General features: G+C 71.2%; 21 protein-coding genes and 2 tRNA genes. 7 read left to right on the plus strand and 16 right to left on the minus strand.

Going from position 1 to position 24,052, the window contains the following annotated elements:
* Position 1: 1 nt before the first annotated feature.
* The 10 genes from IEZ05_RS04780 to IEZ05_RS04825 all read right to left on the minus strand — a co-directional run bounded on the left by IEZ05_RS04780 (position 2) and on the right by IEZ05_RS04825 (position 10,180).
* Positions 2-1,378, minus strand: a complete 1,377-nt coding sequence (locus IEZ05_RS04780; protein WP_189228732.1) for a bifunctional albaflavenone monooxygenase/terpene synthase — start codon at positions 1,376-1,378, stop codon at positions 2-4.
* Positions 1,375-2,460 carry an epi-isozizaene synthase gene (cyc1, locus tag IEZ05_RS04785; protein ID WP_189228733.1) on the minus strand — a complete coding sequence of 362 codons (1,086 nt, stop codon included), beginning with the start codon at positions 2,458-2,460 and terminating at the stop codon, positions 1,375-1,377. Before cyc1 ends, IEZ05_RS04780 begins: the two co-directional genes overlap by 4 nt.
* 285 nt (positions 2,461-2,745) lie before the next feature.
* The gene (def, locus tag IEZ05_RS04790; protein WP_189228734.1) at positions 2,746-3,396 is read right to left on the minus strand and encodes a peptide deformylase; all 651 of its coding nucleotides are present in this window, start codon (positions 3,394-3,396) and stop codon (positions 2,746-2,748) included.
* A 72-nt stretch (positions 3,397-3,468) separates the two neighbouring features.
* On the minus strand, positions 3,469-4,449 hold the full coding sequence (locus IEZ05_RS04795) for a tetratricopeptide repeat protein (RefSeq protein ID WP_189228735.1): 981 nt from the start codon (positions 4,447-4,449) through the stop codon (positions 3,469-3,471).
* A 114-nt stretch (positions 4,450-4,563) separates the two neighbouring features.
* Complete coding sequence (locus tag IEZ05_RS04800; protein ID WP_189228736.1) at positions 4,564-5,775, minus strand: HD-GYP domain-containing protein; 1,212 nt, start codon at positions 5,773-5,775, stop codon at positions 4,564-4,566.
* Positions 5,776-6,034: 259 nt separating this feature from the next.
* A complete protein-coding gene (locus IEZ05_RS04805; RefSeq protein ID WP_189228737.1) occupies positions 6,035-7,360 on the minus strand; it encodes an HD-GYP domain-containing protein in 1,326 nt (441 codons plus the stop codon).
* Positions 7,361-7,481: 121 nt separating this feature from the next.
* On the minus strand, positions 7,482-7,793 hold the full coding sequence (rsrA, locus tag IEZ05_RS04810) for a mycothiol system anti-sigma-R factor (RefSeq protein WP_189228738.1): 312 nt from the start codon (positions 7,791-7,793) through the stop codon (positions 7,482-7,484).
* A complete protein-coding gene (gene sigR / locus IEZ05_RS04815; protein WP_003973756.1) occupies positions 7,790-8,473 on the minus strand; it encodes an RNA polymerase sigma factor SigR in 684 nt (227 codons plus the stop codon). The genes rsrA and sigR overlap by 4 nt, the downstream gene beginning before the upstream one ends.
* A gap of 260 nt (positions 8,474-8,733) precedes the next feature.
* The gene (locus IEZ05_RS04820) at positions 8,734-9,363 is read right to left on the minus strand and encodes an alpha/beta hydrolase family protein (protein ID WP_189228739.1); all 630 of its coding nucleotides are present in this window, start codon (positions 9,361-9,363) and stop codon (positions 8,734-8,736) included.
* A 1-nt stretch (position 9,364) separates the two neighbouring features.
* On the minus strand, positions 9,365-10,180 hold the full coding sequence (locus tag IEZ05_RS04825) for an SOS response-associated peptidase (RefSeq protein WP_189228740.1): 816 nt from the start codon (positions 10,178-10,180) through the stop codon (positions 9,365-9,367).
* A gap of 50 nt (positions 10,181-10,230) precedes the next feature.
* Between IEZ05_RS04825 and IEZ05_RS04830 the strand changes: the two genes are divergently transcribed.
* The 4 genes from IEZ05_RS04830 to IEZ05_RS04845 all read left to right on the plus strand — a co-directional run bounded on the left by IEZ05_RS04830 (position 10,231) and on the right by IEZ05_RS04845 (position 13,888).
* Positions 10,231-10,953, plus strand: coding sequence for a M50 family metallopeptidase (locus tag IEZ05_RS04830; RefSeq protein ID WP_189228741.1), 723 nt, complete (start codon positions 10,231-10,233; stop codon positions 10,951-10,953).
* Between the two features lie 142 nt (positions 10,954-11,095).
* On the plus strand, positions 11,096-12,412 hold the full coding sequence (aroA, locus tag IEZ05_RS04835; RefSeq protein ID WP_189228742.1) for a 3-phosphoshikimate 1-carboxyvinyltransferase: 1,317 nt from the start codon (positions 11,096-11,098) through the stop codon (positions 12,410-12,412).
* Positions 12,413-12,424: 12 nt separating this feature from the next.
* Complete coding sequence (rsgA, locus tag IEZ05_RS04840; RefSeq protein ID WP_189228743.1) at positions 12,425-13,438, plus strand: ribosome small subunit-dependent GTPase A; 1,014 nt, start codon at positions 12,425-12,427, stop codon at positions 13,436-13,438.
* A gap of 126 nt (positions 13,439-13,564) precedes the next feature.
* Entirely contained in the window at positions 13,565-13,888 is a 324-nt protein-coding gene (locus IEZ05_RS04845; protein ID WP_189228744.1) for a DMT family transporter, read from the plus strand.
* A 12-nt stretch (positions 13,889-13,900) separates the two neighbouring features.
* On the opposite strand, the gene IEZ05_RS04850 is transcribed toward IEZ05_RS04845, so the two are convergent.
* On the minus strand, positions 13,901-14,515 hold the full coding sequence (locus tag IEZ05_RS04850) for a TetR/AcrR family transcriptional regulator (RefSeq protein ID WP_189228745.1): 615 nt from the start codon (positions 14,513-14,515) through the stop codon (positions 13,901-13,903).
* Positions 14,516-14,946: 431 nt separating this feature from the next.
* On the opposite strand from IEZ05_RS04850, the gene hisN reads away from it, so the two are divergent.
* Positions 14,947-15,747 (plus strand): histidinol-phosphatase, encoded by an 801-nt coding sequence (hisN, locus tag IEZ05_RS04855; RefSeq protein ID WP_189228746.1) that lies wholly within the window; start codon positions 14,947-14,949, stop codon positions 15,745-15,747.
* Positions 15,748-15,889: 142 nt separating this feature from the next.
* Entirely contained in the window at positions 15,890-16,297 is a 408-nt protein-coding gene (locus IEZ05_RS04860; RefSeq protein WP_189228747.1) for a CBS domain-containing protein, read from the plus strand.
* A 100-nt stretch (positions 16,298-16,397) separates the two neighbouring features.
* On the opposite strand, the gene IEZ05_RS04865 is transcribed toward IEZ05_RS04860, so the two are convergent.
* Entirely contained in the window at positions 16,398-17,849 is a 1,452-nt protein-coding gene (locus IEZ05_RS04865; RefSeq protein WP_189228748.1) for a catalase, read from the minus strand.
* Between the two features lie 144 nt (positions 17,850-17,993).
* Between IEZ05_RS04865 and IEZ05_RS04870 the strand changes: the two genes are divergently transcribed.
* Entirely contained in the window at positions 17,994-18,410 is a 417-nt protein-coding gene (locus tag IEZ05_RS04870; protein WP_189228749.1) for a Fur family transcriptional regulator, read from the plus strand.
* Between the two features lie 137 nt (positions 18,411-18,547).
* Here the strand turns inward: IEZ05_RS04870 and IEZ05_RS04875 are convergent.
* From IEZ05_RS04875 to IEZ05_RS04890, 4 genes are all read right to left on the minus strand, one after another.
* A tRNA-Met gene (locus IEZ05_RS04875) sits at positions 18,548-18,621 on the minus strand.
* 153 nt (positions 18,622-18,774) lie between these two features.
* Positions 18,775-20,637 carry a tetratricopeptide repeat protein gene (locus IEZ05_RS04880; RefSeq protein ID WP_189228750.1) on the minus strand — a complete coding sequence of 621 codons (1,863 nt, stop codon included), beginning with the start codon at positions 20,635-20,637 and terminating at the stop codon, positions 18,775-18,777.
* Positions 20,638-20,867: 230 nt separating this feature from the next.
* A tRNA-Met gene (locus IEZ05_RS04885) sits at positions 20,868-20,941 on the minus strand.
* 49 nt (positions 20,942-20,990) lie between these two features.
* Positions 20,991-23,978 (minus strand): UPF0182 family membrane protein, encoded by a 2,988-nt coding sequence (locus tag IEZ05_RS04890; protein WP_189229209.1) that lies wholly within the window; start codon positions 23,976-23,978, stop codon positions 20,991-20,993.
* Positions 23,979-24,052 lie beyond the last annotated feature (74 nt).

Raw genomic sequence — 24,052 nt, forward strand, 5'->3', positions numbered from 1 at the left:
CTCACCTCGCCACGGGCCGGACCAGCAGGTCGTGGGGACGCAGCGTGATGCCGACGCGCACCGCGTCGTTCGAGCCCGCCACCTGCTCGAAGCGGTACCTGGTCGCGAGGGCCGCCGTGATCAGCGTCAGCAGTGCCATGGAGAAGTGGTCGCTGGGGCACTTGCGATTGCCCAGGCTGAACGGCCGCATGGCGTATTTCGGCAGTTCCTTCACGCGTTCCGGAAGCCATCGGTCCGGGTCGAACTCCAGGTTGCGGGCGTACGACTTCGGATCGCGCTGGATTGCGTACGGACTGTAGATGATGTCCGCACCGGCCGGAATGCGATAGCCACCGAGTTCCGTCTCGACCACGGCGCGCCGCGTCAATACCCATACCGCGGGGCGCAAACGCATGGCCTCCACGATGACATTGGCGGTGTGCGTGAGCTTGCGGACGTCCTCGAATGCCACAGGGCGCCCACCGGTGACCGCTTCGACTTCGTCGCGTATGCGGTCGGCATGTTCCGGGTGTTCGGCAAGTGCCTGAAGCAACCACATGATCGTGGAGGCGATGGTTTCACTGCCGGGGGTGAGTATCGCGACGACCTGGTCGTGGATCTCCTGTTCGCCGATCGGGTCGCCATTGTCGTCCTCGGCCTCCAGCAAAGCCGTCAGCAAATCGTCCGGCTTTTGACCGGATGCGCGGCGCTCGGCGATGATCTCGTCGACCAGGAGGTGCAGATCGGCCAGCGCGTTGTTGAATTCGCGATTGGCCGGCAACGGCAGCCGGTACAGCGGCCCGAGCGGGACGACCATCCGCTGGTACATGCCGCGGAACACGGTGGCGAGGGCGACGCACAGGCGCTCGGCGCGCTCGTCCATGTACTGGCCGCGCAGCAGGCAGCGGGCCGCGACGCGCACGGCGACGCGGAAGGACTCGGAGGTGGCGTCGATCGTCTCCCCCGGCCGCCAGCGCTCGGTGAGCGCGTGCGCCTCCTCCTCCATGATCGGCCCGTAGGCGGGGATCGCGTCGAGCTTGAAGGCGGGCTGGATGGTGCGCCGCTGACGCCGGTGCAGCGGGCCGTTGGCGGTGGCCACGCCCTCCTTGCCGAGCAGGCCCTCCAGCGACTCCCACAGCGGGCCGGCGATGTGGTAGTCGGGGCTCAGCGCGAGGGCGCCGGTGAGCGCCGGCGTGGTGACCGCGTACACGGTCTTCGGGCCGAGCCGGATGCGCACGACGTCGCCGTGGTCGCGCAGCTGGGCCATGAAGGCCAGCGGGTCGCGGGCCAGCTTCCAGCCGTGGCCGAGGAGCGGGACGCCGCCGCCCGCGACGGGCGGCTCGCGCAGCTCCGGCGCGCGATCGGTCCGGATATCGGGGTTGACGGACTCGACGGTCATTTCTCACCTGCCGCTTCGTTGTTGACGTACGGGGGCGTGGACCGGTCGTCCCAGCTGTCGACCATGTACCGGCCGGACTCGTGGTGGAACCAGTAGACGGAACTGAACCAGTTCCGCATATTGCCGACGTTGGCCCGCACGGCGCCGCCCAGTTCCTTTCCGCGTACGGTTCCGTCGTCTAGTTCGTCGGCGAACCGTAATACGTCCCGTTCGACGACGAGGAATTCCGTGATGCATTCCTCCACGCGTCGCCGGACTTCTTCTATCGCTTCTTCCAGGGTCAGTTGGTGATGGCTGATGAGACTGATTCCGAGATTGTGGACCTCGTCGCCCGCTATTTCCTTCGGGAGCGAGCAGAGGTCGTTGTACCAGGCGGCGAATTCCTGGCTCAGCAGTGCCGCCCGCCGGTATGCGGGGTGCTTTCGCACGGCGTCGGGCAGTTCGCACCCCGCACTCGGCTCCAGCAGGTCGGTCCAGATCCAGTGCGCGAAGGTGAGCCGGCGCAGTGCGAGGTACTCCTCGACGCCGGGCACGATTCCGTGGGTGCGGTTGTGGAATTCGCGGTCGTACGCCTCGATCACCGCGTGGAAGTGCCGGGCGAACCGGGCGTTCCACGTCGGCGTCAGGAAGGCGTACAGCCGCAGCACGCTGTCGGCGAATCCGGCGACCAGCGCGTCCTCGTGGTGCAGGTGGTCCACGGGTGAGTCCAGTGCCGTGTGCAGCCGGTCGCGCAGCTGCCGCCAGGCGGCCGGACGGCCGTGGACGATGTCCCGGTCGTGCCGGTCGTCCCAGACGAAGAACCACGCACTGTAGTCGGCTATCGCCTGAAGGACCTCGTCGGGGGCGCCCAGGTAGTACCCGGCCATGAGGTCCGTGTAGCACAGGCCGTCGGCATATTCCTCGACCTTGTCCGCCGGCATGAGCCGCTTTTCGAGCAGCCAGGTGCGGGTCTTCTCCTGGAGCTTCGGCCAATACGGGTGCAGTTGCCGGGGAAATTCCGCCTCGATCACCGGGAGTGAGAGCTGCGGTGGAACTGCGGTCGCGGTCGGTGTCGCTGTGGTGCCGTGTGGGAAAGCATGCACGAACAAACCCCTCTCAGCCGCCGGTGGCGCACTCCTCCCGCTGAGCGGGGCGTGCGCCGTTGCGTATCCCCGCTCTTCCATTCAGCACCACAACTGACCGTTCTGGGAACGGATTTGCTCCATTCACTACCCGACGGCGCCGGAATTTTCCTGTTGTGTGTCGGCTTTTGGATCTCCGGGCGGGCGACAGGGATCGAACGGGTGACGGGCAGACGAACGGCGCCCGCTCGGGTCGGACCCGAACGGACGCCGTGCGCCTGGGGCTTGTGAGGCCGGGGTGAGGTCTCAGTCGTTCGCGACCACGGGGTAGCGCGGCTCGTTCTCGGCCATCTGCCGCAGCGCGTCCTTGCGTTCGCGCTTGGAGAGCCGGTCGATGTAGAGGTACCCGTAGAGGTGGTCGGTCTCGTGCTGCAGACACCGCGCGAAGTAGCCGGTGCCGCGCACCTTGACCGGGTTGCCCCGCTCGTCCTGACCGGTCACCTCGGCGTAGTCGGGGCGGGCGAGCGGCGCGTAGGCGGTCGGCACGGACAGGCAGCCCTCGTTGCTGTCGTCCAGACGACGCCGGTCGGCGGGCAGTTCGACGAGGCGCGGGTTGCAGACCACGCCGACGTGGCGGACGCCCTCGTCGTCGGGGCAGTCGTAGACGAAGACCTTCTTGTCGACGCCGATCTGGTTGGCGGCCAGGCCCACGCCCTCGGCGGTGCGCTGGCTGGCGAACATGTCGGCGACCAGCTGCTGGAGCTCCTCGCCGAAGTCGGTGACGTCCTGGCACTCCTTGTGCAGTACGGGATTGCCGACCACCGTGATCGGACGCGAGGTACCGCGCTCACGCCAGGCCGTCTCGCGCTCCTCGCAGTCCTCGGTGTCGACGACGAAGCCCTCGTCGTCCACGGGGAGCACGCCCGCGTGCTGCTGATCGGTGTCCTGCTGCGCCATGACCGACGTACGCCTTCCTCATGAAACCCGGGTTGATGCCTGTTACAGGGTACGGGGAACGGGACGACGACCTCAGCAGACCTCTTCGAGGTCCCGCCAGTCCCGGGAATCCGGGCTGTCCGCCACCCACCCGTCCAGCAGCCCCCGCACCAGGGAGGCCGGCGCGGCCACCCCGCACTCGCGCTCCGGTACCCACAGCTGCCCGTCGGTCCGGTGCCCGAGCGGCCCGGGGTGCCCCGGTTCACTGTGATCGTGCGGGTCGAGATGCTCGCCGTCGCCCTCGTCGGACGGCATCCGGGACTCCGAGCACATCCGGCACAGCAGCCGCACGGAGGACGACCAGTCCTCGGCGGCGAAACCGGCGTCGGCGGCGAGCTGCTCCAGCGCGTCCCGGTCGGCCTCGGTGGCGGCCTCCAGGAGGACCACCCAGGTGGGGACGGGCGACGGCGCCCACAGCTCGATCTCGTCGAAGACGGGGTACGCGTGCCCGGCGGCCGTGGTCCGCTCCCCGTGCGGGACGCCGTCGTGCAGCACGACCTCGCCCCAGCGCCGCCCGGAGGACGGCAGCGGAATGGACAGCACCTCGACGCGGGCGGGGTCCAGCCGCCGCCCCCACACCACCTCGGCCTCGCCCTCGGGCGACAGCCGTACGGCCGCGCTGCCGAGGTCCATGCCGAGGGGTTCACCGGCGTCCGTGGCGTCGCCGGGCGTCTTCAGCCCGTACGCCTGCCATGCGCGCCGGGCCAGCGGCCAGTCCTGGAGGGCGGTCGCGGCGATGCCGACGTTCCACCAGTCGGGCGCTCCGCTGTCCCGGTCGAGCAGCGCCACGGCCCTCAGGCCCGCCGCTCTGGCCTGCTCCCAGTCGTGCCGGAACTTGTGCAGCAGGGCGAGGTTGAACCACGACTCCGACAGCCAGGGTTCCAGGTCGGCCGCTCGCGTCAGCAGCGCGCCCGCGTCCTCGTAGCGACCGTCGCCGATCAGCGTGAACGCGCGGTCGGTGGCCTGCCGCCAGGAGGCGGAGGGCCGGTGCCGTCCCTTGCCGAAGATCCTCACGATTCCCGCCTGCCAGTTCCGTTCTGTGGGCTGGCTGTGCCTTTCCGCGCCCCCGTACACCCTCTCCTGCGCATCAAACCATGTACGGCCTGCGGGGCGCTCATTACCCATGGGTTACCCAGCCGAGGGCGAGGTAAGGCTGCCTCGGGAGAGCACTCGGGCCAGTGCCTCCACGACTTCCGGAGCGTAGTCGCCGGCCGTGGCCAGGCGCAGCTCCTCCAGCACCGTGAGGTCGCCGCCGGGCCCGGCGTCCCGTGCCTTCTCCTCGTAGGCGTTCACCGCGCGCACGATCCGCGCGGCGACCGGCTGCTCGTGGCAGGGGTCGGCCTGCCGCTCCACCACCACGGCGACGGCCGCGTCGACGCCGGTCTGGCGTACCACGGCCCCGCCGAGCAGCGCGATCCGCCGCTGTTCGGACACGGGCAGGCCCGCCGTGGCCCCCGCCGGGACCGGGTCGACGAGGCTCAGCTGTCCGATGTCGTGCATGAGGGCCGCGTACTCCAGCACCGTCAGCTCGGGCCCGGACAGCCCCAGGTCCCGCCCGACGGCCGCGCTGAGCTCGGCGACGCGGCGGGCGTGCCCGGCCGGGGTGTACCCGGCGATCTCGGTGGCCCGGGCCAGGGAGGCGATGGTCTGCCGGTAGGTGGCCCGGACGGCGGCGTAACGCCGGTAGGACAGCTGGGTGAGCAGCAACGGCACGCTGAAGACGGGCAGCGCCCACAGTCCCGCGACGGCCACCGCCAGCGCCATCACCGCCCCCGTCGCGCACACCGCGGAGGTGATGCCGACCATGGCTCGCAGCTCCTCGCGCAGCAGCGGGCCGAAGGGCCAGCCGGTCCGCGCGTGCGCCGGTGCCGCGGCGAGCACCGCGTCGCACAGCGCGGTCAGGGCGAGCAGCGCGATCAGCAGCAGCGCGTAGGCGGGGCCGCCCCAGTCACGGAAGGTGCCCTGACCGGCCGGCAGCTGGAAGCACACGGCGGCGAAGGCGACGGTGAGCAGGCGCCGCGCCAGGTGGTCGAGCACGGGCCCGTCGCCGCGCGCGACGTGCGGGACGCTGCCGAGCAGCGAGGCGACGAGGACCACGGTGACGGTCTGGGCGGCCCCGTGGTGCACGGGTTGTCCGGCGTTCTCCCCGAGCAGGGCGTACGCCAGCGCTCCGGCGGTCCCGAGCGGCGCCGTCTCCCGGCCCTCGTCCCCGGCCCGGCGGGTGAGCTCGCCGAGCGCGACGAGGATCCCGAAGGCGAGCGCGACGGGGCGCTCCACGGTGCCCGACCACAGCACGGAGGCGAGGCACACGAGCGCGACGAGGGCGGCGCCGGCGTGCATCAGGAGCACCGCCGGGGTCCGCGCCCCCGCCCCGGGCCGCTCCCGCAACGACCAGGGACCGGCTCGGCCACGGCCGGTCGGGGCGGGATGGAGGCCCCCCGTCGCCCCGGCCGCCCCCGGCGGCGTCACCGCGCGCCCCTTCCGGCCCGCGGGACCGGCGTCCGGTCGCCGGCGGAGCCGACCGCCGGCTGCCGTGCGTCCCGGCCGGCCCGTCCCGGCGCCCCGGCCCCGCGGACACGCGTGTCGTGCGCCGGCCGCCTCACGAAGCCCCCCTCGCCACACTGTCGTGCGCGTCCTCGCTGCGGCCGTCGACCGCCCCGGACGGGCGGACGGGGGGGACGTCGGAGGTCACGGCCGGGTGCCAGCCGTGGTGTTCCAGGGCCCGCACCAGCGCCAGGACCATCCGGGGGTCGAAATGGGTTCCCGCGCACCGCTGGAGCTCCTCCACGGCCGCCGCGACGGGCCGCGCCCTGCTGTAGGAGCGTGTGGACGTCATGGCGTCGAAGGCGTCGGCGACGGCGACCACCCGGGCCGACTCGGGGATCTGGCCGCCCGCCAGCCCGTAGGGGTATCCGCTGCCGTCCAGGCGTTCGTGATGGTGCAGTACGGCGGCCCGGGCCTCGCCGAGAAAGCGGATGCCGCGCACCATCTCGTGCCCGTACTCGGGGTGCAGCTCGATCACGCGCCGTTCCTCGGGTGTGAGCGGCCCGTCCTTGCGCAGCAGCCGTGTGGGCACGCCGAGCTTGCCCACGTCGTGCAGGATCCCGGCGAAGCGGAGCGTCTCGACGCGTTCGTCGTCCAGCCCCAGCTCGCGGGCGATCATCATCGAGGCGTGGCCGACCCGCTCACTGTGCCCGCGGGTGTAGCCGTCCTTGATGTCGACGGCCTGGACGAGGGCGCGGATGGTCGCCTGGTGCGCGGCCCGCTCCCGGTGGTACTGGGCGAAGGCCCACCACGCCACGCACATCGGCAGGAGCACGAGCAGCGCTGCGACCGGACCGTAGGGGCTGCGCCACAGGACGGCCATCATCAGACCGGCGAGCCCGTGCACGGCGATCGGGGCGAGCGAACGGAAGAACAGCCCCCGCCACGCCCGCCGTGACGGCACCCTGTCGGCCAGCGCCAGGATTCCGCCGTCCAGCAGGGTCAGCACCAGGCAGAAGCCCAGCACCGCGGCCCCGGCCGGCACGAGCGCGTAGGGGAAGTCGGAGGCCGCGACCGCGTCCCGTCCGCCGAACTCCGCGTGCACCCGGGCCGCGGCCCATACGGCGAGGGTCAGCTGCGCGGCCCGCCAGATCCGGCGCAGGGCGGTCGGGCGTTGGGTCACCGGGGACAGCAGGGCCCCCGGCAGCGCCACGAGTGCGGCGGCGGGCGGCGGAAGCAGAAAGGCCCCGGCGAGCAGTACGGGGTAGCAGGTCCCGACGAACCGGGTCCGGGCGACCTGCTCGCAGCCCGCGTACAGCCCGGCGAGCAGCAGCACGGCCCACCAGGGCGTGGCCACCTGGGGCAGCGGGCGCAGACAGAGCAGGGCGGCGAGGACGACACCGGCGACATACGCACGCGCCCGTGCCGGTACCGCGTCCATGAGCGCCTCCCCCGGCCGTGCCTGTCAGGCTCGCGAGCCTAGATTCGGCGAGAGGGGGAGGCGGGCGGATGCCCCGCGGATTAGCACGTACGAGTGACGCGTCACACGGGGCCCGCCGGGCTCAGGACTCCTGCGGTGTGGACGGCGCGGCCGTCACGTCGTGCTCGGGCACCGACTGGCCCGAGCGGATCAGGTCGATCCGGCCCATGACCTTGGAGCGCAGGTCACCCGGCACGTCGTCGTGTCCGCAGCACCGCTTGACCAGCTTCTTCACGGCCTGCTCCAGCCCGTACTTCTCCAGGCAGGGCGAGCACTCCTCGAAGTGGTGCTCGAACTTCACGCAGTCCGAGTCCGGCATCTCCCGGTCGAGGAACTCGTAGAGATGATCGAGGATTTCGCTGCAATCCGTCTCGTGCGGCTCTCCGCAGCTCATGACCCCGAGCCTTTCGCTTCGTTCGACTCTCCGGCGCCGGCCGGGACCAGACCACGGTCGCGGGCGTAGTCCTCCAGCATGCCGCGCAGCTGACGGCGGCCCCGGTGCAGCCGGGACATCACCGTACCGATGGGTGTCCCCATGATGTCCGCGATCTCCTTGTAGGCAAAGCCCTCGACATCGGCCAGATAGACGGCGATGCGGAACTCCTCGGGGATCGCCTGGAGCGCCTGCTTCACGTCCGAGTCGGGCAGGTGGTCGAGCGCCTGCGACTCGGCGGAGCGCAGCCCCGTCGACATGTGCGACTCGGCGCGCGCGAGCTGCCAGTCCTCGATCTCCTCGGCCGCGCTGCGCTGAGGTTCGCGCTGCTTCTTGCGGTAGGAGTTGATGAAGGTGTTGGTGAGGATGCGATACAGCCACGCCTTGAGGTTGGTGCCCTCACGGAACTGATGGAAGGACGCGTACGCCTTGGCGTAGGTCTCCTGCACCAGGTCCTCGGCATCGGCCGGGTTGCGGGTCATGCGCAGCGCGGCCGAGTACATCTGGTCGAGGAACTCGAGCGCGTCCCGCTCGAAGCGCGCGCTGCGCTCCGCGGTCGACTCCGCGCCCGTGCCCCGGCCCTCGGGCTGCTCCGCCTGGCCGTGTTCGGTCCCTGCGTCGGTCCCAGTGACCGGACCCACCTCCTCCAGTGACGTCGCGGAGACGAAACCGGCCCCGCTCGAATCGGAGGATAGACGACGATCCGGTCCGCCCGCCGCCCGAACAGGGGCGGTCTTCGCCGCGTGCAGCACCGTCCAGTCCAGGTCGGCGCGGCTGCTGCGACTTGGGCAGAAGGCTGATGCCATGCGGCGGACTTCCTCTCGTACGGCGTCGGTGCTGATGCTCAGCAACTCTGTATGTCGGCCACAACAGTGGTCGCCCGCCGGTCATTCCCGGGCCCTCAGCCGAGTGAGCGGGCCCACTCCGCGACGCCGTCGGTGATCATTCGCAGCGCCTCCTCCTGCGTGATCCCCGCCCGCTTGGGCACGGCGAAGCCGTGATCGCCGTACGGCACCGGGGTCAGTTCGTAGGTCCCCTCGGGGAACTCCTCCGGCTTCCCGAACGGATCATTGCCGCCCTGTACGACGAGGGTGGGCACCCCGGCTCCGAGCAGTTCCCCGGCGCGGGACTTCTCCGGCTTGCCCGGCGGGTGCAGCGGGAAGCTGAGGGCGAGGACGGCGTGGGCGCCCAGCTCGGTGGCGGTGCGGCAGGCGACGCGGGCGCCGGCGCTGCGGCCGCCCGAGATCACCGGCAGGCCGGGGCCGTTCAGCGCGGGCCAGACACCCCGCCAGCCGGTGTCCAGGGTCTTCGGGGCGGGCGCCAGCTTCTTGCCGGCCACCCGCCAGGGCTGTTCGACCAGGGCCACGGTCACGCCCCGCGCGGGCAGCGCCGCCGCCAGTGCCGCCAGGTCGCGCGCCTCGATGCCGCCGCCGGCGCCGTGGCTCGCGGCGAGGACGAGCCGGGGCTTCGCGGCCGGGTGCCAGGTGATGCGGGCGGCGCCGGCCTCCGTGTCGATGATCTCGGTCTTCACGTCAGAAGAGTGTGCCCTCTTCCGGCCCGTCCAGCTCCTTCAGCAGCTCCGGCCCGTTGTTGCGGACGTTGCTCACGGCCGTGGAGACGGGGAACGCGCGCATCATCCCGGCGGGCGGGGGCGACAGCAGGGAGGTGAGGTCGTCGGGGTCGGTGCGCGCCGGGTCGAGCCAGGCGTCCCATCGGTCCGGCGTCAGCATCAGCGGCATCCGGGGGTGGATGTCGGCCAGGGCGTGCGGGCCGTCGGCCGGGGCGACGGCGAGCGGCGTGGCCTCCGCCTCGGTCGTGATCACCGAGCACGTCACCCACCAGGCCCCCGGGTGGTCGTCCGGCAGCGTCTTGTCCCGCCAGAACTCGTACAGCCCCGCCATGGCGAACACGGAACCGTCGGCCGGGGTCACGAAGTAGGGCTGCTTGCGGGGCCGCTTCCTGCGCCCCTCGACCTCCAGGTCCCGCTCCTGCTTGCCGGTGACCCACTCGTAGTAGCCGTCGGCGGGCAGGATGCAGCGCCGGGTGGCGAAGGCGCGGCGGTAGGAAGGCTTCTCGTGGACGGTCTCCGCGCGGGCGTTGATCATCCGGGCGCCGCCCTCGGGGGTCTTGGCCCAGGAGGGGACGAGTCCCCACTTCAGTTTGCGCAGCTGGCGAACCGGCTTCGGGTCCTGGACGTCCTTCAGAGGACGGTCCAGGACGGCGTAGACCTCCTTGGTGGGGGCCACGTTGTAGTCGGGCTCCAGGGTCTCCTCGGGCTCCCACTTCTCGATCTCAAAGATTCCTGCGAGATCCTCGGGTCGACGACTCGCCGCATACCGTCCGCACATACGTGCCACACTGCCAGACCCCGCGCTCGTACGAGGAGCCTTCACCCCCTATGGACCACCTCGCATCGGTCTCGCCCACCTCCCTGTGGGCCGAGGTCACCGGCACCCAGCCCGACCCCGAGCTGTGGGTGGTGATCGCCACCCTGGTCGCCGCGCTCGCCGTCGTCGTGCCGCGCCCGCTGTGGCGGACGGCGCGCAACGCGATCACCATCGCCCACGAGGGCGGTCACGGGCTCGTGGCGCTGCTCACGGGGCGCACGCTGACCGGGATCACCCTCCACTCGGACACCAGCGGCCTGACCGTGAGCCGGGGCAAGCCGCACGGGCTCGGCATGATCCTCACCGCGGTGGCCGGCTACACGGCTCCCTCGCTGCTGGGTCTCGGCGGGGCCGCGCTGCTGGCCTCGGGGCGCGTCACGCTGCTGCTGTGGGTGGCGACGGCGCTGCTGGTCGCCCTGCTGGTCATGATCCGCAACGCGTACGGGGTGCTGACGGTCGTGCTGACCGGCGGGACGTTCCTGCTGGTGTCCTGGCTGGCCGGCCCGCAGGTGCAGGCGGCGTTCGCGTACGCGGCGGTGTGGTTCCTGCTGCTGGGCGGTGTGCGGCCGGTGTTCGAGCTCCAGGCCAAGCGGGCGCGGGGCGGGGCCGGCGACTCGGACGCGGACCAGCTGGCCCGGCTGTCCCACGCGCCGGCGGCGGTGTGGTTCTTCCTGTTCCACGCGGTCTCGCTGTGCTCGCTGATCGGCGGGGGCCGCTGGCTGCTGGAGCTGTGAGCGGGGCCCCCGGGGCCGGTGGCCGCGCGGGCGCCGAGAACTGCCGCATATATGCACGGCAATTCCCATGTCGCAGTTTCGGTCGGATTTCGCCGCCTTTGATCAAGATCTCCGATCGGCTTCAGCCATTAAAGTGGGGCCCATGACCGTGAATCCCGCGCACACCGCCCTCTGGCCCGCCCCGCACGCGAGCGGAGCCGTCGACGCGACCGTCCATGTGCCCGGGTCCAAATCGGTCACCAACCGCGCCCTGGTGCTGGCCGCCCTCGCCTCCGAGCCCGGGTGGCTGCGCCGCCCGCTGCGCTCCCGGGACACCCTGCTGATGGCCGGGGCACTGCGGGCGATGGGCGTCGAGATCGAGGAGGGTGTCGGTCCCGACGGCACCGGCGAGTTCTGGCGGGTCATCCCGGCCGGTCTGCACGGTCCCGCCACGGTCGACGTCGGCAACGCCGGCACGGTCATGCGCTTCCTCCCGCCGGTGGCCACGCTCGCCGACGGCCCCGTCCGCTTCGACGGCGATCCCCGTTCGTACGAGCGCCCGCTGCACGGGGTGATCGACGCGCTGCGCGCGCTCGGCGCCCGCGTCGACGACGACGGGCGCGGCGCGCTGCCGATGACCGTGCACGGCGGCGGCGCCCTGGAGGGCGGCCCGGTCGAGATCGACGCGTCGTCGTCCTCGCAGTTCGTCAGCGCCCTGCTGCTGTCCGGCCCGCGCTTCAACCAGGGCGTCGAGGTCCGCCACACCGGCTCGGCGCTGCCGTCCATGCCGCACATCCGCATGACCGTCGACATGCTGCGCTCGGTCGGCGCGCAGGTGGACACCCCGGAGTCCGGCGGCGAGCCGAACGTCTGGCGGGTCACGCCGGGCGCGCTGCTCGGCCGCGACCTGACGGTCGAGCCGGACCTGTCGAACGCCCAGCCGTTCCTGGCGGCGGCGCTGGTGACCGGCGGCAAGGTGGTGATCCCCGACTGGCCGGCCCGCACCACCCAGCCCGGTGACCGGCTGCGCGAGATCTTCACCGACATGGGCGGTTCCTGTGAACTGACCGACTACGGCCTCGTGTTCACCGGATCGGGTGCCGTGCACGGCGTCGACGTGGACCTCGGCGAGGTCGGCGAGCTCACTCCCGGTATCGCGGCCGTCGCGGCCCTCGCGGACTCCCCCTCGACCCTGCGCGGGGTGGCGCACCTGCGGCTGCACGAGACGGACCGGCTGGCCGCGCTGACCAAGGAGATCAACGGGCTCGGCGGCGACGTCACCGAGACCGCCGACGGGCTGCACATCCGCCCGCGCCGCCTGCACGGCGGGGTCTTCCACACCTACGAGGACCACCGCATGGCCACCGCCGGCGCGATCATCGGCCTCGCGGTCGAGGGCGTGGAGATCGAGAACGTGGCGACGACCGCCAAGACACTGCCCGACTTCCCCGACCTGTGGACCGGGATGCTCGGGGCGTAGGGACCGTTCGCCATGCGCCGCTACGGCAAGCACACCGACGAGGACGACATCCGCTCCCGCCCCAACCGCAAGGGCAACCGTCCGCGTACGCACATCCGGCCCAAGCACGAGGACGCCGCCGAGGGACTCGTCCTCACCGTGGACCGGGGCCGGCTGACGTGCCTCGTCGAGGACCGGATCATCACGGCGATGAAAGCACGCGAGCTGGGCCGCAAGGCGGCGGTCGTCGGCGACCGGGTGGCACTGGTCGGCGACCTGTCCGGCACGAAGGACACGCTCGCGCGGATCGTCCGCATCGCGGAGCGCACCTCGGTGCTGCGCCGCACGGCGGACGACGACGACCCCTACGAGCGGGTGGTCGTCGCCAACGCCGACCAGCTCGCCATCGTCACCGCCCTCGCCGACCCCGAGCCGCGCCCGCGCCTGATCGACCGCTGCCTGGTCGCGGCGTTCGACGGCGGCCTCACCCCGCTGCTCGTGATGACCAAGTCGGACCTCGCCCCGCCCGACGAACTGCTCGGTCTGTACGGCGCGTTGGACATCCCGTACGTCGTCACGAGCCGCGAGGAGCTGGAGAACGGCGCCGCGGCCGACCTCGTTCGGGAACATCTGGACGGCAAGATCACGGCCTTCGTCGGCCACTCCGGCGTCGGCAAGACGACCCTCGTCAACACACTCGTGCCCGAGGACCGCCGCCGGGTCACGGGCCACGTCAACGCGGTGACGGGACGCGGCCGGCACACGACGACCTCGGCACTCGCCCTGCCGCTGTCCTCGAAGACGGGCGGCTGGGTCGTCGACACCCCCGGCGTACGGTCGTTCGGGCTCGCCCACGTGGATCCGTCCCGCGTGATCAACGCCTTCCCCGACCTGGTGCCGGGCACCGAGGGCTGCCCGCGGGCGTGCAGCCACGACGAGCCCGACTGCGCGCTGGACGCGTGGGTCGCCGAGGGTCACGCCGACCCGGCGCGGCTGTACTCGCTGCGCCGGCTGCTGGCGACGCGGGAACGGACGGAAGGCGACTGACCTCCGCGTTGTTTGCCGTGCCGTGCGACCGGCAAGTGCATAATCGCACCAAGCCGGATCCAAGCCCGAGCAAAAGCCGACGAATCGACGAAGCGGTCACGGTACGGGACCACGGGAGGACGACACATGGCGTGGCTGCTGGTCATAGTGGCCGGGGTGCTCGAGACCGGCTTCGCCGTGTGTCTGAAGCTCTCGCACGGCTTCACCCGGCTCTGGCCCACGATCGCGTTCTGCGCCTTCGCACTGGGCAGTTTCGGCCTGCTGACCCTGTCACTGAAGAAGCTCGACGTCGGCCCGGCGTACGCCGTGTGGACCGGGATCGGGGCGGCGGGCACCGCGATCTACGGCATGGTGTTCCTGGGTGACCTGGTCTCCACGCTGAAGATCGTCTCGATCAGCTTCGTCATCATCGGCGTCATCGGGCTTCAGCTGTCGGGCTCGGCGCACTGACTCCTCCGGCCGTCACGGCGCCAACTGCCGTGGCAGGACGGTACGGACGAGTTCCGACACGCCGCCCTCGGCGGGGGGAGCCGCGACGCAGGACAGGGCGATCCGGACCGTGAGCTCGCAGGTGCGGGCGAGGTCGGCGGCCTCCGCGCGGGGAACGCCGGGCCCGGACAGGGCGGCGACGGCGCGGTCGCGGACGAGCGCCACGAAGTCGCCGGGCGAGGGCAGCGGGCCGTCGGCCCGGCGCTGGGCCGGCACGGCGGAGGAGGACGACGGTACGGCCCCCGGCGCGGGGGCGGGCAGCCACGCACCCCAGCAGCCGGTGAGCATGGCCCGCACCAGCGCGTTCTCCCCGGCCGCGGAGGTCGTCCACTCGGCCGCCGCGGTGAGCCGCTCGCGTGGGTCGCCGAGCGCGGAGAGCGCGCGTTCCACACCGGCGAGATACCCGTCCGCCTCCCTCCGCACGAGCGCCCGGCCGAGGCCCTCCTTGCTCCCGAACTCGTTGTACAGCGTCTGCCGCGACACCCCGGCCGCCGCCGCCACGTCCACCATCCGCACAGCGGCCCACGGCCGACGCGCCAGCGCCGTGTACGCGGCGTCGAGCAGGGACTCCCGGGCTGCGGGCATCATCGCCTCCCTCGGCCGAAGCGACTCAGCGCCCAGATTTGACGGGTATGCCATACCTGTCAAGGGGCCTTGCACTCTCCCACCGCACGGCCGCCGCAGCCACGCCGGCCGGCGCAGCCACGGGCACTCCCGCCGTCCAGCCTGGCCTCAGGCACTCCTGCCCTCCGGCGCAGCTGCGGGCAAGTCGTACCTCCGCCAGTGCCTGAACGGCCTGGGAGGTACCCCCAGGGCGGCACGGGTGGGCGGTGGGGGTCCCCCGCTCGAGAGAGCCGAGAGTGCGGGAGGCACCGCGCCACGCCGGGCGACACCACCCACCCCGGCCCCGCACCGACACGCCCGCACCCCCACCAACACCGGCCTCACCGGCCGGCCCCCACAACGCCCCGCACAAACCCTGGTGGCCCCGCCCCACCCCCGCCCGATACCGTGGCCGCATGCCGGACTACCTCGACGACCTCCGCCTCGCCCACGTCCTCGCGGACGCCGCCGACGCCGCGACGATGGACCGCTTCAAGGCCCTCGACCTGAAGGTCGAGACCAAGCCGGACATGACCCCGGTGAGCGAGGCCGACAAGGCCGCCGAGGAACTCATCCGCAACCACCTCGCCCGCGCCCGCCCCCGCGACTCCGTCCTCGGCGAGGAGTACGGCACCGAGGGCGCCGGCCCCCGCCGCTGGGTCATCGACCCGATCGACGGTACGAAGAACTACGTGCGCGGCGTCCCCGTCTGGGCCACCCTGATCGCCCTCATGGAGGCCGGCGAGGGCGGGTACCAGCCCGTCGTCGGCCTCGTCTCCGCCCCGGCCCTCGGCCGCCGCTGGTGGGCCGTGAAGGACCACGGCGCCTTCACCGGCCGCAGCCTGACCTCGGCGTCCCGGCTCCAGGTCTCCCAGGTCTCCGCGCTCTCCGACGCCTCCTTCGCGTACTCCTCGCTCAGCGGCTGGGAGGAGCAGCGCCGGCTGGACGGCTTCCTGGACCTGACCCGCGAGGTGTGGCGCACGCGCGCGTACGGGGACTTCTGGCCCTACATGATGGTCGCCGAGGGCTCGGTCGACCTGTGCGCCGAACCCGAGCTCTCCCTCTGGGACATGGCCGCGAACGCCATCATCGTCACGGAGGCCGGCGGCACCTTCACCGGCCTGGACGGCCGACCCGGCCCGCACAGCGGCAACGCCGCGGCGTCCAACGGCCGGCTCCACGACGAGCTGCTCGGTTATCTCAACCAGCGCTACTGAGTCCCCCCGCACGCCCGCCGACTCGCCCTCCGCGCCCCCTTGTTGACCCCCGCTTTACCTGCCACTCTGAGAGTCCCCCCACTTGTGAACTTGTGAATCCATGAACTAACTCATGGATCACCGGCAGGAGGTGGCTCCACCCATGCTCGTCCGCGAAGCCATGAGCTCGGTCGTCCTCACCATCGGCCCCACCCACACCCTGCGCCAGGCCGCCGCACTGATGTCCGCCCGCCGCGTCGGCGCGGCCGTGGTGCACGACCCCGACGCCGGCGGCATCGGCATCCTCACCGAACGCGACATCCTCAACTCCCTCGGCCGGGGCCAGGACCCGGACGCCGAACGCGCCCACGCCCACACCACCACCGACGTCGTGTTCGCCGCGCCGTCCTGGACCGTGGAGGAGGCGGCCGGGGCGATGGCGCACGGCGGCTTCCGCCACCTCATCGTCCTCGAGCACGACGAGCCCGTCGGCATCGTCTCGGTCCGCGACATCATCCGCTGCTGGGCACCGGTGCGGCGGCAGCGCGAGGCGCCGGCGGTGATCGCCTGACGCCGTCCGGCGGACGACGACCGGGCGGTACGACGAAGGGCCGGACCCCCGTTCCCGGGGGTCCGGCCCGCCGCTACGACAAGCGGTCCAGTGCTGGACGTCAGCCGCGCAGGGCCTGGACCGCGGCCTCCAGCCGCTTGCCGAAGTCACCGTCGGCCTGACGGAAGTTGTTGATCGCGCGCTCGATGATGTCCTCGCGCGAGACCTGGGAGATGCCGCCGGCCAGGTTGGCGACCAGGCGCTCCTTCTCCTCCTCCGTCATCAGGCGGTAGAGGTTGCCCGCCTGGACGAAGTCGTTGTCCTCGGCGTGCCTCGGGGTCTCGTGGTCACCGGTGACACCGGAGACCGCGACCGGCTGCCACAGGGCTCTGTCCGTCTGGAACGGGCCGCCGAAGCTGTTCGGCTCGTAGTTCTTCGCACCCTTGTGGCGGCCGTCGTACAGGTAGCCGTCACGGGAGTTGGTGCGCGCCTCGGTGGCGTGCGGGCGGTTCACCGGCAGGTGGTCGGCGTTGATGCCGACGCGGTAGCGGTGGGCGTCGCCGTAGGCGAAGAGGCGGCCCTGGAGCATCTTGTCCGGGGACGGGCCGATGCCGGGCACGAAGTGCGCCGGGGAGAAGATCGACTGCTCGACCTCGGCGAAGATGTTCTCCGGGTTGCGGTTGAGCTCCAGCTTGCCGAACCAGACGATCGGGTAGTCCGCGTGCGGCCACACCTTGGTCAGGTCGAACGGGTTGAAGCGGTAGGTCGCGGCCTCGGCGACGGGCATGATCTGCACGCCGACCGTCCAGGACGGGAAGTCACCGCGCTCGATGGCCTCACGCAGGTCGCGCTGGTGGGAGTCGGGGTCCTTGCCCGCGAGGGCCTCGGCCTCCTCGACGGTCAGGTTCTTGATGCCCTGGTCCGTCTTGAAGTGGTACTTCACCCAGAAGGCCTCGCCGGCCGCGTTGTTCCACTGGTACGTGTGCGAGCCGAAGCCGTCCATGTGCCGGTAGGAGGCCGGGATGCCGCGGTCACCGTGCAGCCAGGTCACCTGGTGGGTCGACTCCGGCGACAGGCTCCAGAAGTCCCAGACGTTGTCCGCCTCCTGCGAGCCCGTGTACGGGTCGCGCTTCTGGGTGTGGATGAAGTCGGGGAACTTGATGGCGTCCCTGATGAAGAACACCGGGGTGTTGTTGCCGACGAGGTCGTAGTTGCCCTCTTCGGTGTAGAACTTCAGCGCGAAACCACGCGGGTCACGGACGGCGTCCGCCGCACCCAGGTTGCCCGCCACGGTCGAGAAGCGGAGGAAGGTCTCCGTCTCCTTGCCGACCTCGGAGAGGAAGGCGGCGCGCGTGTACTTGGTGACATCGGCGGTGACCGTGAAGGTGCCGTAGGCACCGGCGCCACGGGCGTGCACGACACGCTCCGGGATGCGCTCACGGTTGAAGTGGGCCAGCTTCTCGAGGAGGAGCTGGTCCTGGACGAGCACGGGGCCGCCGACGCCCGCGGTCTCGCTGTTCTGGTTGTCGGCTACCGGAGCACCGGCCTCCGTAGTAAGCGGTCCCTGAGTCACGTACGCCTCCTGCGCCAATCCTGCAAAACCTGTCCCTTGGCTAATGCCGTTCCCGATCCTACAATGGACAATGTCTAAGTCAAGTAAGACTCCAAAGTCACACCCGTTCGGGACCTGGTCCCCCTTGCTGTTAGGCTGGTCTGTATGAGTGACCTACTGGAACGGCTGCGTGGTCGCGGATGGCGCATGACCGCGCAGCGACGCGTCGTGGCCGAGGTCCTCGACGGCGATCACGTCCATCTGACCGCCGACGAGGTGCACGCCAGGGCTGTCACGAAGCTGCCGGAGATCTCCCGGGCGACCGTCTACAACACCCTGGGCGAGCTGGTCTCGCTCGGTGAGGTGCTGGAGGTCGCGACGGACAAGCGCGCGAAGCGGTACGACCCGAACGCTCACCGGCCGCACCACCACCTGGTCTGCGCGCAGTGCGGCGCGATCCGCGACGTCCACCCGACCGGCAATCCGCTGGCCGACCTCCCCGACACGGAGCGCTTCGGCTTCACGGTCTCCGACGTCGAGGTGACGTACCGCGGCACCTGCCCGAACTGCGCCGCGGCGTAACCCGGTTCGCACGAGAGCCCCGGCACCGATGGGTGCCGGGGCTCTCGCGTTGCGCTGATGCGCCGAAGCTCCACGCGCCGAACACACCAACGCACCGAGGGCCGGAACCCTTTCGGATTCCGGCCCTCGGCCTTCAGTAGCGGGGACAGGATTTGAACCTGCGACCTCTGGGTTATGAGCCCAGCGAGCTACCGAGCTGCTCCACCCCGCGTCGATGAATGGAACACTACGTCACCCGCATGACAAGAAGCAAATCGCAGCTGTCGGGCGCACCAGCACCCCCGTCCACGCCGGGCCGCACGACCCACCCGCGCCCGGCACGGGCACCGGCGCCCTGGACGCACGCCCCAAGCTCGGCGCAGCGCTACGCCGACAGCTCCTGCCGCAACGCGTCCCGCAACCGAGCCGCCCGCTCCGCAACCTCCTGCGGCCCCAACGACACCGCCCGGTCGGCCCACCGCTGCCCCTCGTCCAGCTCCCCCCGCCGCGCGCACACCAGCGCGAGCCGCAACGCCGCCCGCCCGTGCCCGGCGTCGGCGGCTCGGCGCCACCACACGACGGCCTCGGGCTCGCTGCCCTCCCGCGCCAGCAGCAACCCCAGGTTGAACGCGCCGTTGCGGGAGCCGGCCTCGGCCGCCTCCCGGTACCACCGCGCCGCCTCCACCACGTCGCCCCGTGCCGCGGCCAGCATCCCGACGCGCACCTGGGCCCGGCGGTGGCCCTGCGAGGCCGCCCGCTCGTACCACTCCTCGCACTCGGTCTTCTCCTGCGCCGGCTCCCCCAGCTCGTGCGCGGGCGCCGGCGGCCGGCGCGCGTCGAGCAGCGTGGCCAGGCGGTACGCGGCCTCCGGACTGCCGCCGCCCGCCGCGCACCGCAGGAACCGCTCCGCCTCCGGCTCGTCGCCGTCCCGCAGCCGCGCCATGCCGACCTGCAGGGCCGCTTCCGTGTGCCCGGCGGCGGCGGCCCGCTCGTACCAGCGCAGTGCCGCGAGGTCCTCGCCCCGTCCCGCGTGCAGGATGCCGAGGTTGAAGGCGGCGTCCACGCTGCCCGCCTCGGCGGCCTTGGAGAACCACGGCTCGGCGCCGACCGCGTCCCCGCCCCGGAGCAGCAGGATCGCCAGCGCGTTCGCGGCCTCCCGGTGTCCGGCGTACGCGGCGCGCCGGTACCACTGCTCGGCCTGTGCCGTGCGGCCCTGCTCGGCACAGAGCAGCCCGAGGTTGTAGGCACCGTTGTCGTCCCCGGCGTCCAGCGCGGCCCGGTACCAGCGCTCGGCGGTCTGCGGCTCGCCGCGCTCGGCGTGCAGCGCGCCCAGCGCGTTGGCCGCGTTGCCGTCGCCGTCCTGCGCGGCCCGCAGCCACCACACGGCGGCGCTCTCGGTGTCCCCGGCGTCGCGCAGCAGGAAGCCCAGCGCACAGGCCGCGCGCGGCTCGCCGTCCTTGGCGGACGTCAGGTACCAGCGCCCGGCCTCCCTGAGCTCGCCCCGCCGCTCCAGGATCGCCCCGAGGTGCAGTGCGGCCCGCCGGTGGCCACGCGCGGCGGCCTGCCGGTACCACTGCTCGGCCTCCTCGCTCCCTTCTTCGGCCCGGTCGGCCCGGTCGGTCACGGAGCGCAGGACACCGGCATCGCCGTCGCCGTCGAGGTCCCGACCGGCGCGCCGGTCCAGCGTCCGGGCCAGCCGGTACGCGGCCTCCCGGTGCCCCCGCTCGGCCGCGGCCCGCATCCACCGCTCGGCGCCGGCGGTGTCGGCGCGGTGCTCCAGCAGGTCGGCGAGCGCGTAGGCGCCCAGCACGTGTCCCTGTTCGGCGGACTGGCGGAGCCAGTACTCGGCGGCGGGCTCGTCCCCGCGCTCGCGGAAGTGCCGCCCCAGCGCGTGAGCGGCCGCACAGGACCCGGCGACGGCGGCGATCCGCCACCATCCGGCGGCCTCGTCGGCATAGCCGCGCTGGTGCAGCAGGACACCCAGGTTGTTGGCGGCGGCGCGGTCACCGGCCGCGGTGGCGGCACGCAGGTGGGACTCGGCTCCGTCGAGATCACCACGGCGCAGCAGCATGGCCCCGAGCACGCTCATCGCCTCGACGTCACCGGCCTCGGCGGCGATCCGCCGGCGTACCTCCTCGGCGGCCTCGTCGGCGGCTTCCTGAGCCTCGTCCCCGGTCTCCTCCCGGCCGGACGGCTGCACAAAACGCCCCGTCTCGAACAGATTTGCCATCTCCCCCATAACGTCCATCGTCGCACCACCCGCAACCCGGGTACACCTGGTATACCGCAGTCATTGAGGTCACTTCAGCGTTTTGTCGACATGCCCACAGGGAGACAAGTCAAACACGGATCGCCCCAACTCCCCCCACCGGCGCGGCCGTCGCCGTCATCGGCACATGCGTTCGCACATCACAAAGGCCCGGATCCCTTTGGGAATCCGGGCCTTCGTCGCCGTTCGCACGTAGCTCACGACTTCAGTAGCGGGGACAGGATTTGAACCTGCGACCTCTGGGTTATGAGCCCAGCGAGCTACCGAGCTGCTCCACCCCGCGCCGTTGTGTTCACAACCGTATCACGGCGCGGGATGGGCGTTTGACCAGCTCAGCCGCTGCCCGACCCGCCGGCGCCGCCGGTCGGGGTCGGACTGGGACTCGCCTTGCCGTCCTGGGTCTTGTCGTCCGTGTTCTTGTCGCCGTTCTTGTCGCCGTTGTTGTCGCCACCGCTCCGGCCGGCCTGGGCCTGCGCGTCCTCGGCCTTCTGGAGGGCGTCCTCCAGGTCCTTCTGCGCCTTGCCGTACGCCGCCCAGTCGTTCTGCTTGAGAGCTTCCTGACCGGCCTCGAAGGCCTTCTGGGCGTCGTCCAGCGCGTCCTGGACCGTGGGGTTGGTGGACGTCGGCGGCGGTGTCGTGGTGTCGTCCCCCTGGTCCGGTGGCTCGGTGGCCGAACCCTTCGCCCCGAAGACCTTGTTCAGGGCTTCGTCGAGCGTGTCCTCGAAGGCGGTGTTGCCGCCGTAGGACACCAGCACTTTCCGCAGCAGCGGGTACTTGAGGTCGCCGCCGCGCACGTAGACCGGTTCCACGTAGAGCAGCCCTCCGTCGAGGGGCACCGTCAGCAGGTTGCCGTACTCGACCTCCGAGTCGCCGCCTCTCAGCAGCCTGATGGACTCGGCGATGTCCTGTTCGGAGTTGAACTGGCTCTGGACCTGTTTGGGTCCGTTCACGGTCGTGCTCGTCTGCAGCTTCAGGACTCTGATCTTGCCGTAGTCCTTGGTGCCCGCTTCCGCGTCGACCGCCATGAACGCGCTGAGGTTGTCGCGTCCGATCGGCGTGAACGTCGTCGTCAGCGAGAACGCCTGCTGCTTCTGGTCGGGCATCTTCATGCTCAGGTAGTACGGCGGCACCGCGTCGCCCGACTTGTTGGTCGGGTCGTCCGGCACCTGCCACACCTCGCTGCCGCTGAGGAACGTCGTGGCGTCCTTCACGTGGTAGCGGGTGAGCAGCTCTCGCTGGACCTTGAACAGGTCCTGCGGGTAGCGCAGATGGGCCATCAGCGCGTCGGAGATCTCGCTCTTGGCCTTGACCGTGTCCGGGAACGCCTTCATCCAGGTCTTCAGGACCGGGTCCTGGGTGTCCCACTGGTACAGCTTGACGTCGCCCGTGTACGCGTCGACGGTCGCCTTCACCGAGTTGCGGATGTAGTTGACCTGGTTCTGCTGGGCCACCACGGCGCGCGAGTCGTTGCGGGCGGTCAGCGAGTCGGCGGTCGTGTCACCGAGCGTCGTACGGGAGGCGTACGGGTAGCCGTTCGTCGTCGTGTAGGCGTCCACGATCCACTGGATCCGGCCGTCCACCACCGCCGGGTAGGCGTCGCCGTCGATGGTCAGCCACGGGGCGACCGCCTCGACGCGCTCCTTCGGCGTGCGGTTGTAGAGGATCTTCGACCCGTCGCCGATGGCGCCGGAGTAGAGGATCTGCGGCTCGCTGAACGCCACCGCGTACGCGGCCCGGTTGATCGGGTTGGACAGGTCCACCCCGCCGTCGCCCTTGTAGCTGGTGGTCTTCTCACCGTTGTCGTCGGAGTAGTCGATCTCCTTCTGGGGACCGCCGACGATGGAGTACGTGGTGGTCTTCTCGCCGTAGTAGACCCGCTGTTCGTACGTCCCGAGGTCGCCCTTGGACGGCAGGTCGGACTCGGTGAAGACCGGGCGGCCCTCGGAGTCGACCTGGGTGCCCTTGGCGGCGACCACGCCGAAGCCGTGGGTGTAGCGGAAGTGGTTGTTGATCCAGTTCTTCTTCGGGATCCCGGCCAGGTTCAGCTCGCGCAGACCGATGACCGTGTCCTGGTCCTTGCCGTCCTTGGAGTAGCGGTCGACGTCCAGGTTGTTCGGGAACGCGTAGTAGTTACGCATCTGCTGGAGCTGCTGGAACGTCGGCGAGATGATGTTCGGGTCCATGATGCGGATCGACGCCGTCGCATCGACGTCGTCCCGGAGCCCGGTCTTGTCGTCGGTCTTGCTCTCGCCGGCGTACTCGGTGACCTGGGTGCCCTCGATGTCGTAGGCCTTGCGCGTCGCCTCGAGGTTCTTCTCGACGTACGGCGCCTCCTTGGCCTGCTCGTTGGGCTGCACCTCGAACTTCTGGACCAGCGCCGGGTACAGACCGCCGATGAGGATCGCCGAGAGCACCATCAGGCCGAAGCCGATCACGGGCAGCTGCCAGGTGCGCCGCCACAGGGTGGCGAAGAACAGCAGCGCGCAGATGACGGCGATGCAGAACAGGATCGTCTTGGCCGGCAGGTAGGCGTTGGCGTCGACGTACCTCAGCCCCGTCCAGTTGTCGGTCGCCTTGAAGTCGCTGGACTTCACCGCCAGTCCGTACCGGTCGAGCCAGTACGCGACCGCCTTGAGGGCGACGAAGACGCCGATGAGCACCGACAGGTGGCCGGTGGCCGCGGCCGTGGCGCGCGCTCCCGGGCTGGTGACGCGCAGGCCGCCGTACAGATAGTGGGTGAGCGCGGCGGCGATCACCGAGATGATCACGGTCGCGAAGCCGAAGCCGAGCAGGAACCGGTACCAGGGCAGGTCGAAGGCGTAGAAGGAGACGTCCAGCTTGAACTGGGGGTCCTTCTGCCCGAAGGGCACGCCGTTGACCCACATCAGCCACGTCCGCCACTGGCCGGAGGCCGACGCGCCGGCGATCAGGCCGACCAGGGCGGTGATGCCGAGCAGCAGCCACTTCTTGTACGGGGCGATGCCCATCCGGTAGCGGTCGAGGTTCTGCTGCTCCATCGACATGGCGCTCAACGGCGGGCGGAGCCGGTGGGCCAGCCAGATGTTGAGGCCGACGGCGAGCGCCATGAGCAGGCCGAAGACGAAGAAGAGACCGATCTTCGTCCACAGCGTCGTCGTGAACACCGACGAGTAATGGACCGACCGGTACCACAGCCAGTCCGTCCAGAAGCCCGCGAACATGGTGAACGCCATGCCGAGCACGGCGAGGACACCGAGCGTCATCAGCAGAGTGCGGACACGCCGGGACGGGCGGCCCACTCTGATCCGTGGCCCCGTCGGGCCTCCGCCTCGGTCCGGCATCTGGAAAGCCAAGGTGCGCACCTCGAAGTCGCTGTTGATCCGTCAGGCCCTCGGGTTCGTGGGCCCCCCGTGCG

This window comes from Streptomyces flaveolus (genome assembly GCF_014648815.1).
Taxonomy (GTDB): domain Bacteria; phylum Actinomycetota; class Actinomycetes; order Streptomycetales; family Streptomycetaceae; genus Streptomyces; species Streptomyces flaveolus.

Coding starts and splice junctions, on each gene's coding strand:
- hisN (WP_189228746.1), top strand. CDS start 14,947: ATGCCGGACTACCTCGACGACCTCCGCCTCGCCCACGTCCTCGCGGAC.
- IEZ05_RS04880 (WP_189228750.1), bottom strand. CDS start 20,637: ATGGACGTTATGGGGGAGATGGCAAATCTGTTCGAGACGGGGCGTTTT.
- IEZ05_RS04805 (WP_189228737.1), bottom strand. CDS start 7,360: ATGGACGCGGTACCGGCACGGGCGCGTGCGTATGTCGCCGGTGTCGTC.
- IEZ05_RS04890 (WP_189229209.1), bottom strand. CDS start 23,978: ATGCCGGACCGAGGCGGAGGCCCGACGGGGCCACGGATCAGAGTGGGC.
- IEZ05_RS04825 (WP_189228740.1), bottom strand. CDS start 10,180: ATGTGCGGACGGTATGCGGCGAGTCGTCGACCCGAGGATCTCGCAGGA.
- IEZ05_RS04870 (WP_189228749.1), top strand. CDS start 17,994: ATGAGTGACCTACTGGAACGGCTGCGTGGTCGCGGATGGCGCATGACC.
- IEZ05_RS04850 (WP_189228745.1), bottom strand. CDS start 14,515: ATGATGCCCGCAGCCCGGGAGTCCCTGCTCGACGCCGCGTACACGGCG.
- IEZ05_RS04845 (WP_189228744.1), top strand. CDS start 13,565: ATGGCGTGGCTGCTGGTCATAGTGGCCGGGGTGCTCGAGACCGGCTTC.
- rsrA (WP_189228738.1), bottom strand. CDS start 7,793: ATGAGCTGCGGAGAGCCGCACGAGACGGATTGCAGCGAAATCCTCGAT.
- IEZ05_RS04800 (WP_189228736.1), bottom strand. CDS start 5,775: ATGCACGCCGGCGCCGCCCTCGTCGCGCTCGTGTGCCTCGCCTCCGTG.
- IEZ05_RS04780 (WP_189228732.1), bottom strand. CDS start 1,378: ATGACCGTCGAGTCCGTCAACCCCGATATCCGGACCGATCGCGCGCCG.
- rsgA (WP_189228743.1), top strand. CDS start 12,425: ATGCGCCGCTACGGCAAGCACACCGACGAGGACGACATCCGCTCCCGC.
- IEZ05_RS04860 (WP_189228747.1), top strand. CDS start 15,890: ATGCTCGTCCGCGAAGCCATGAGCTCGGTCGTCCTCACCATCGGCCCC.
- aroA (WP_189228742.1), top strand. CDS start 11,096: ATGACCGTGAATCCCGCGCACACCGCCCTCTGGCCCGCCCCGCACGCG.
- def (WP_189228734.1), bottom strand. CDS start 3,396: ATGGCGCAGCAGGACACCGATCAGCAGCACGCGGGCGTGCTCCCCGTG.
- IEZ05_RS04830 (WP_189228741.1), top strand. CDS start 10,231: ATGGACCACCTCGCATCGGTCTCGCCCACCTCCCTGTGGGCCGAGGTC.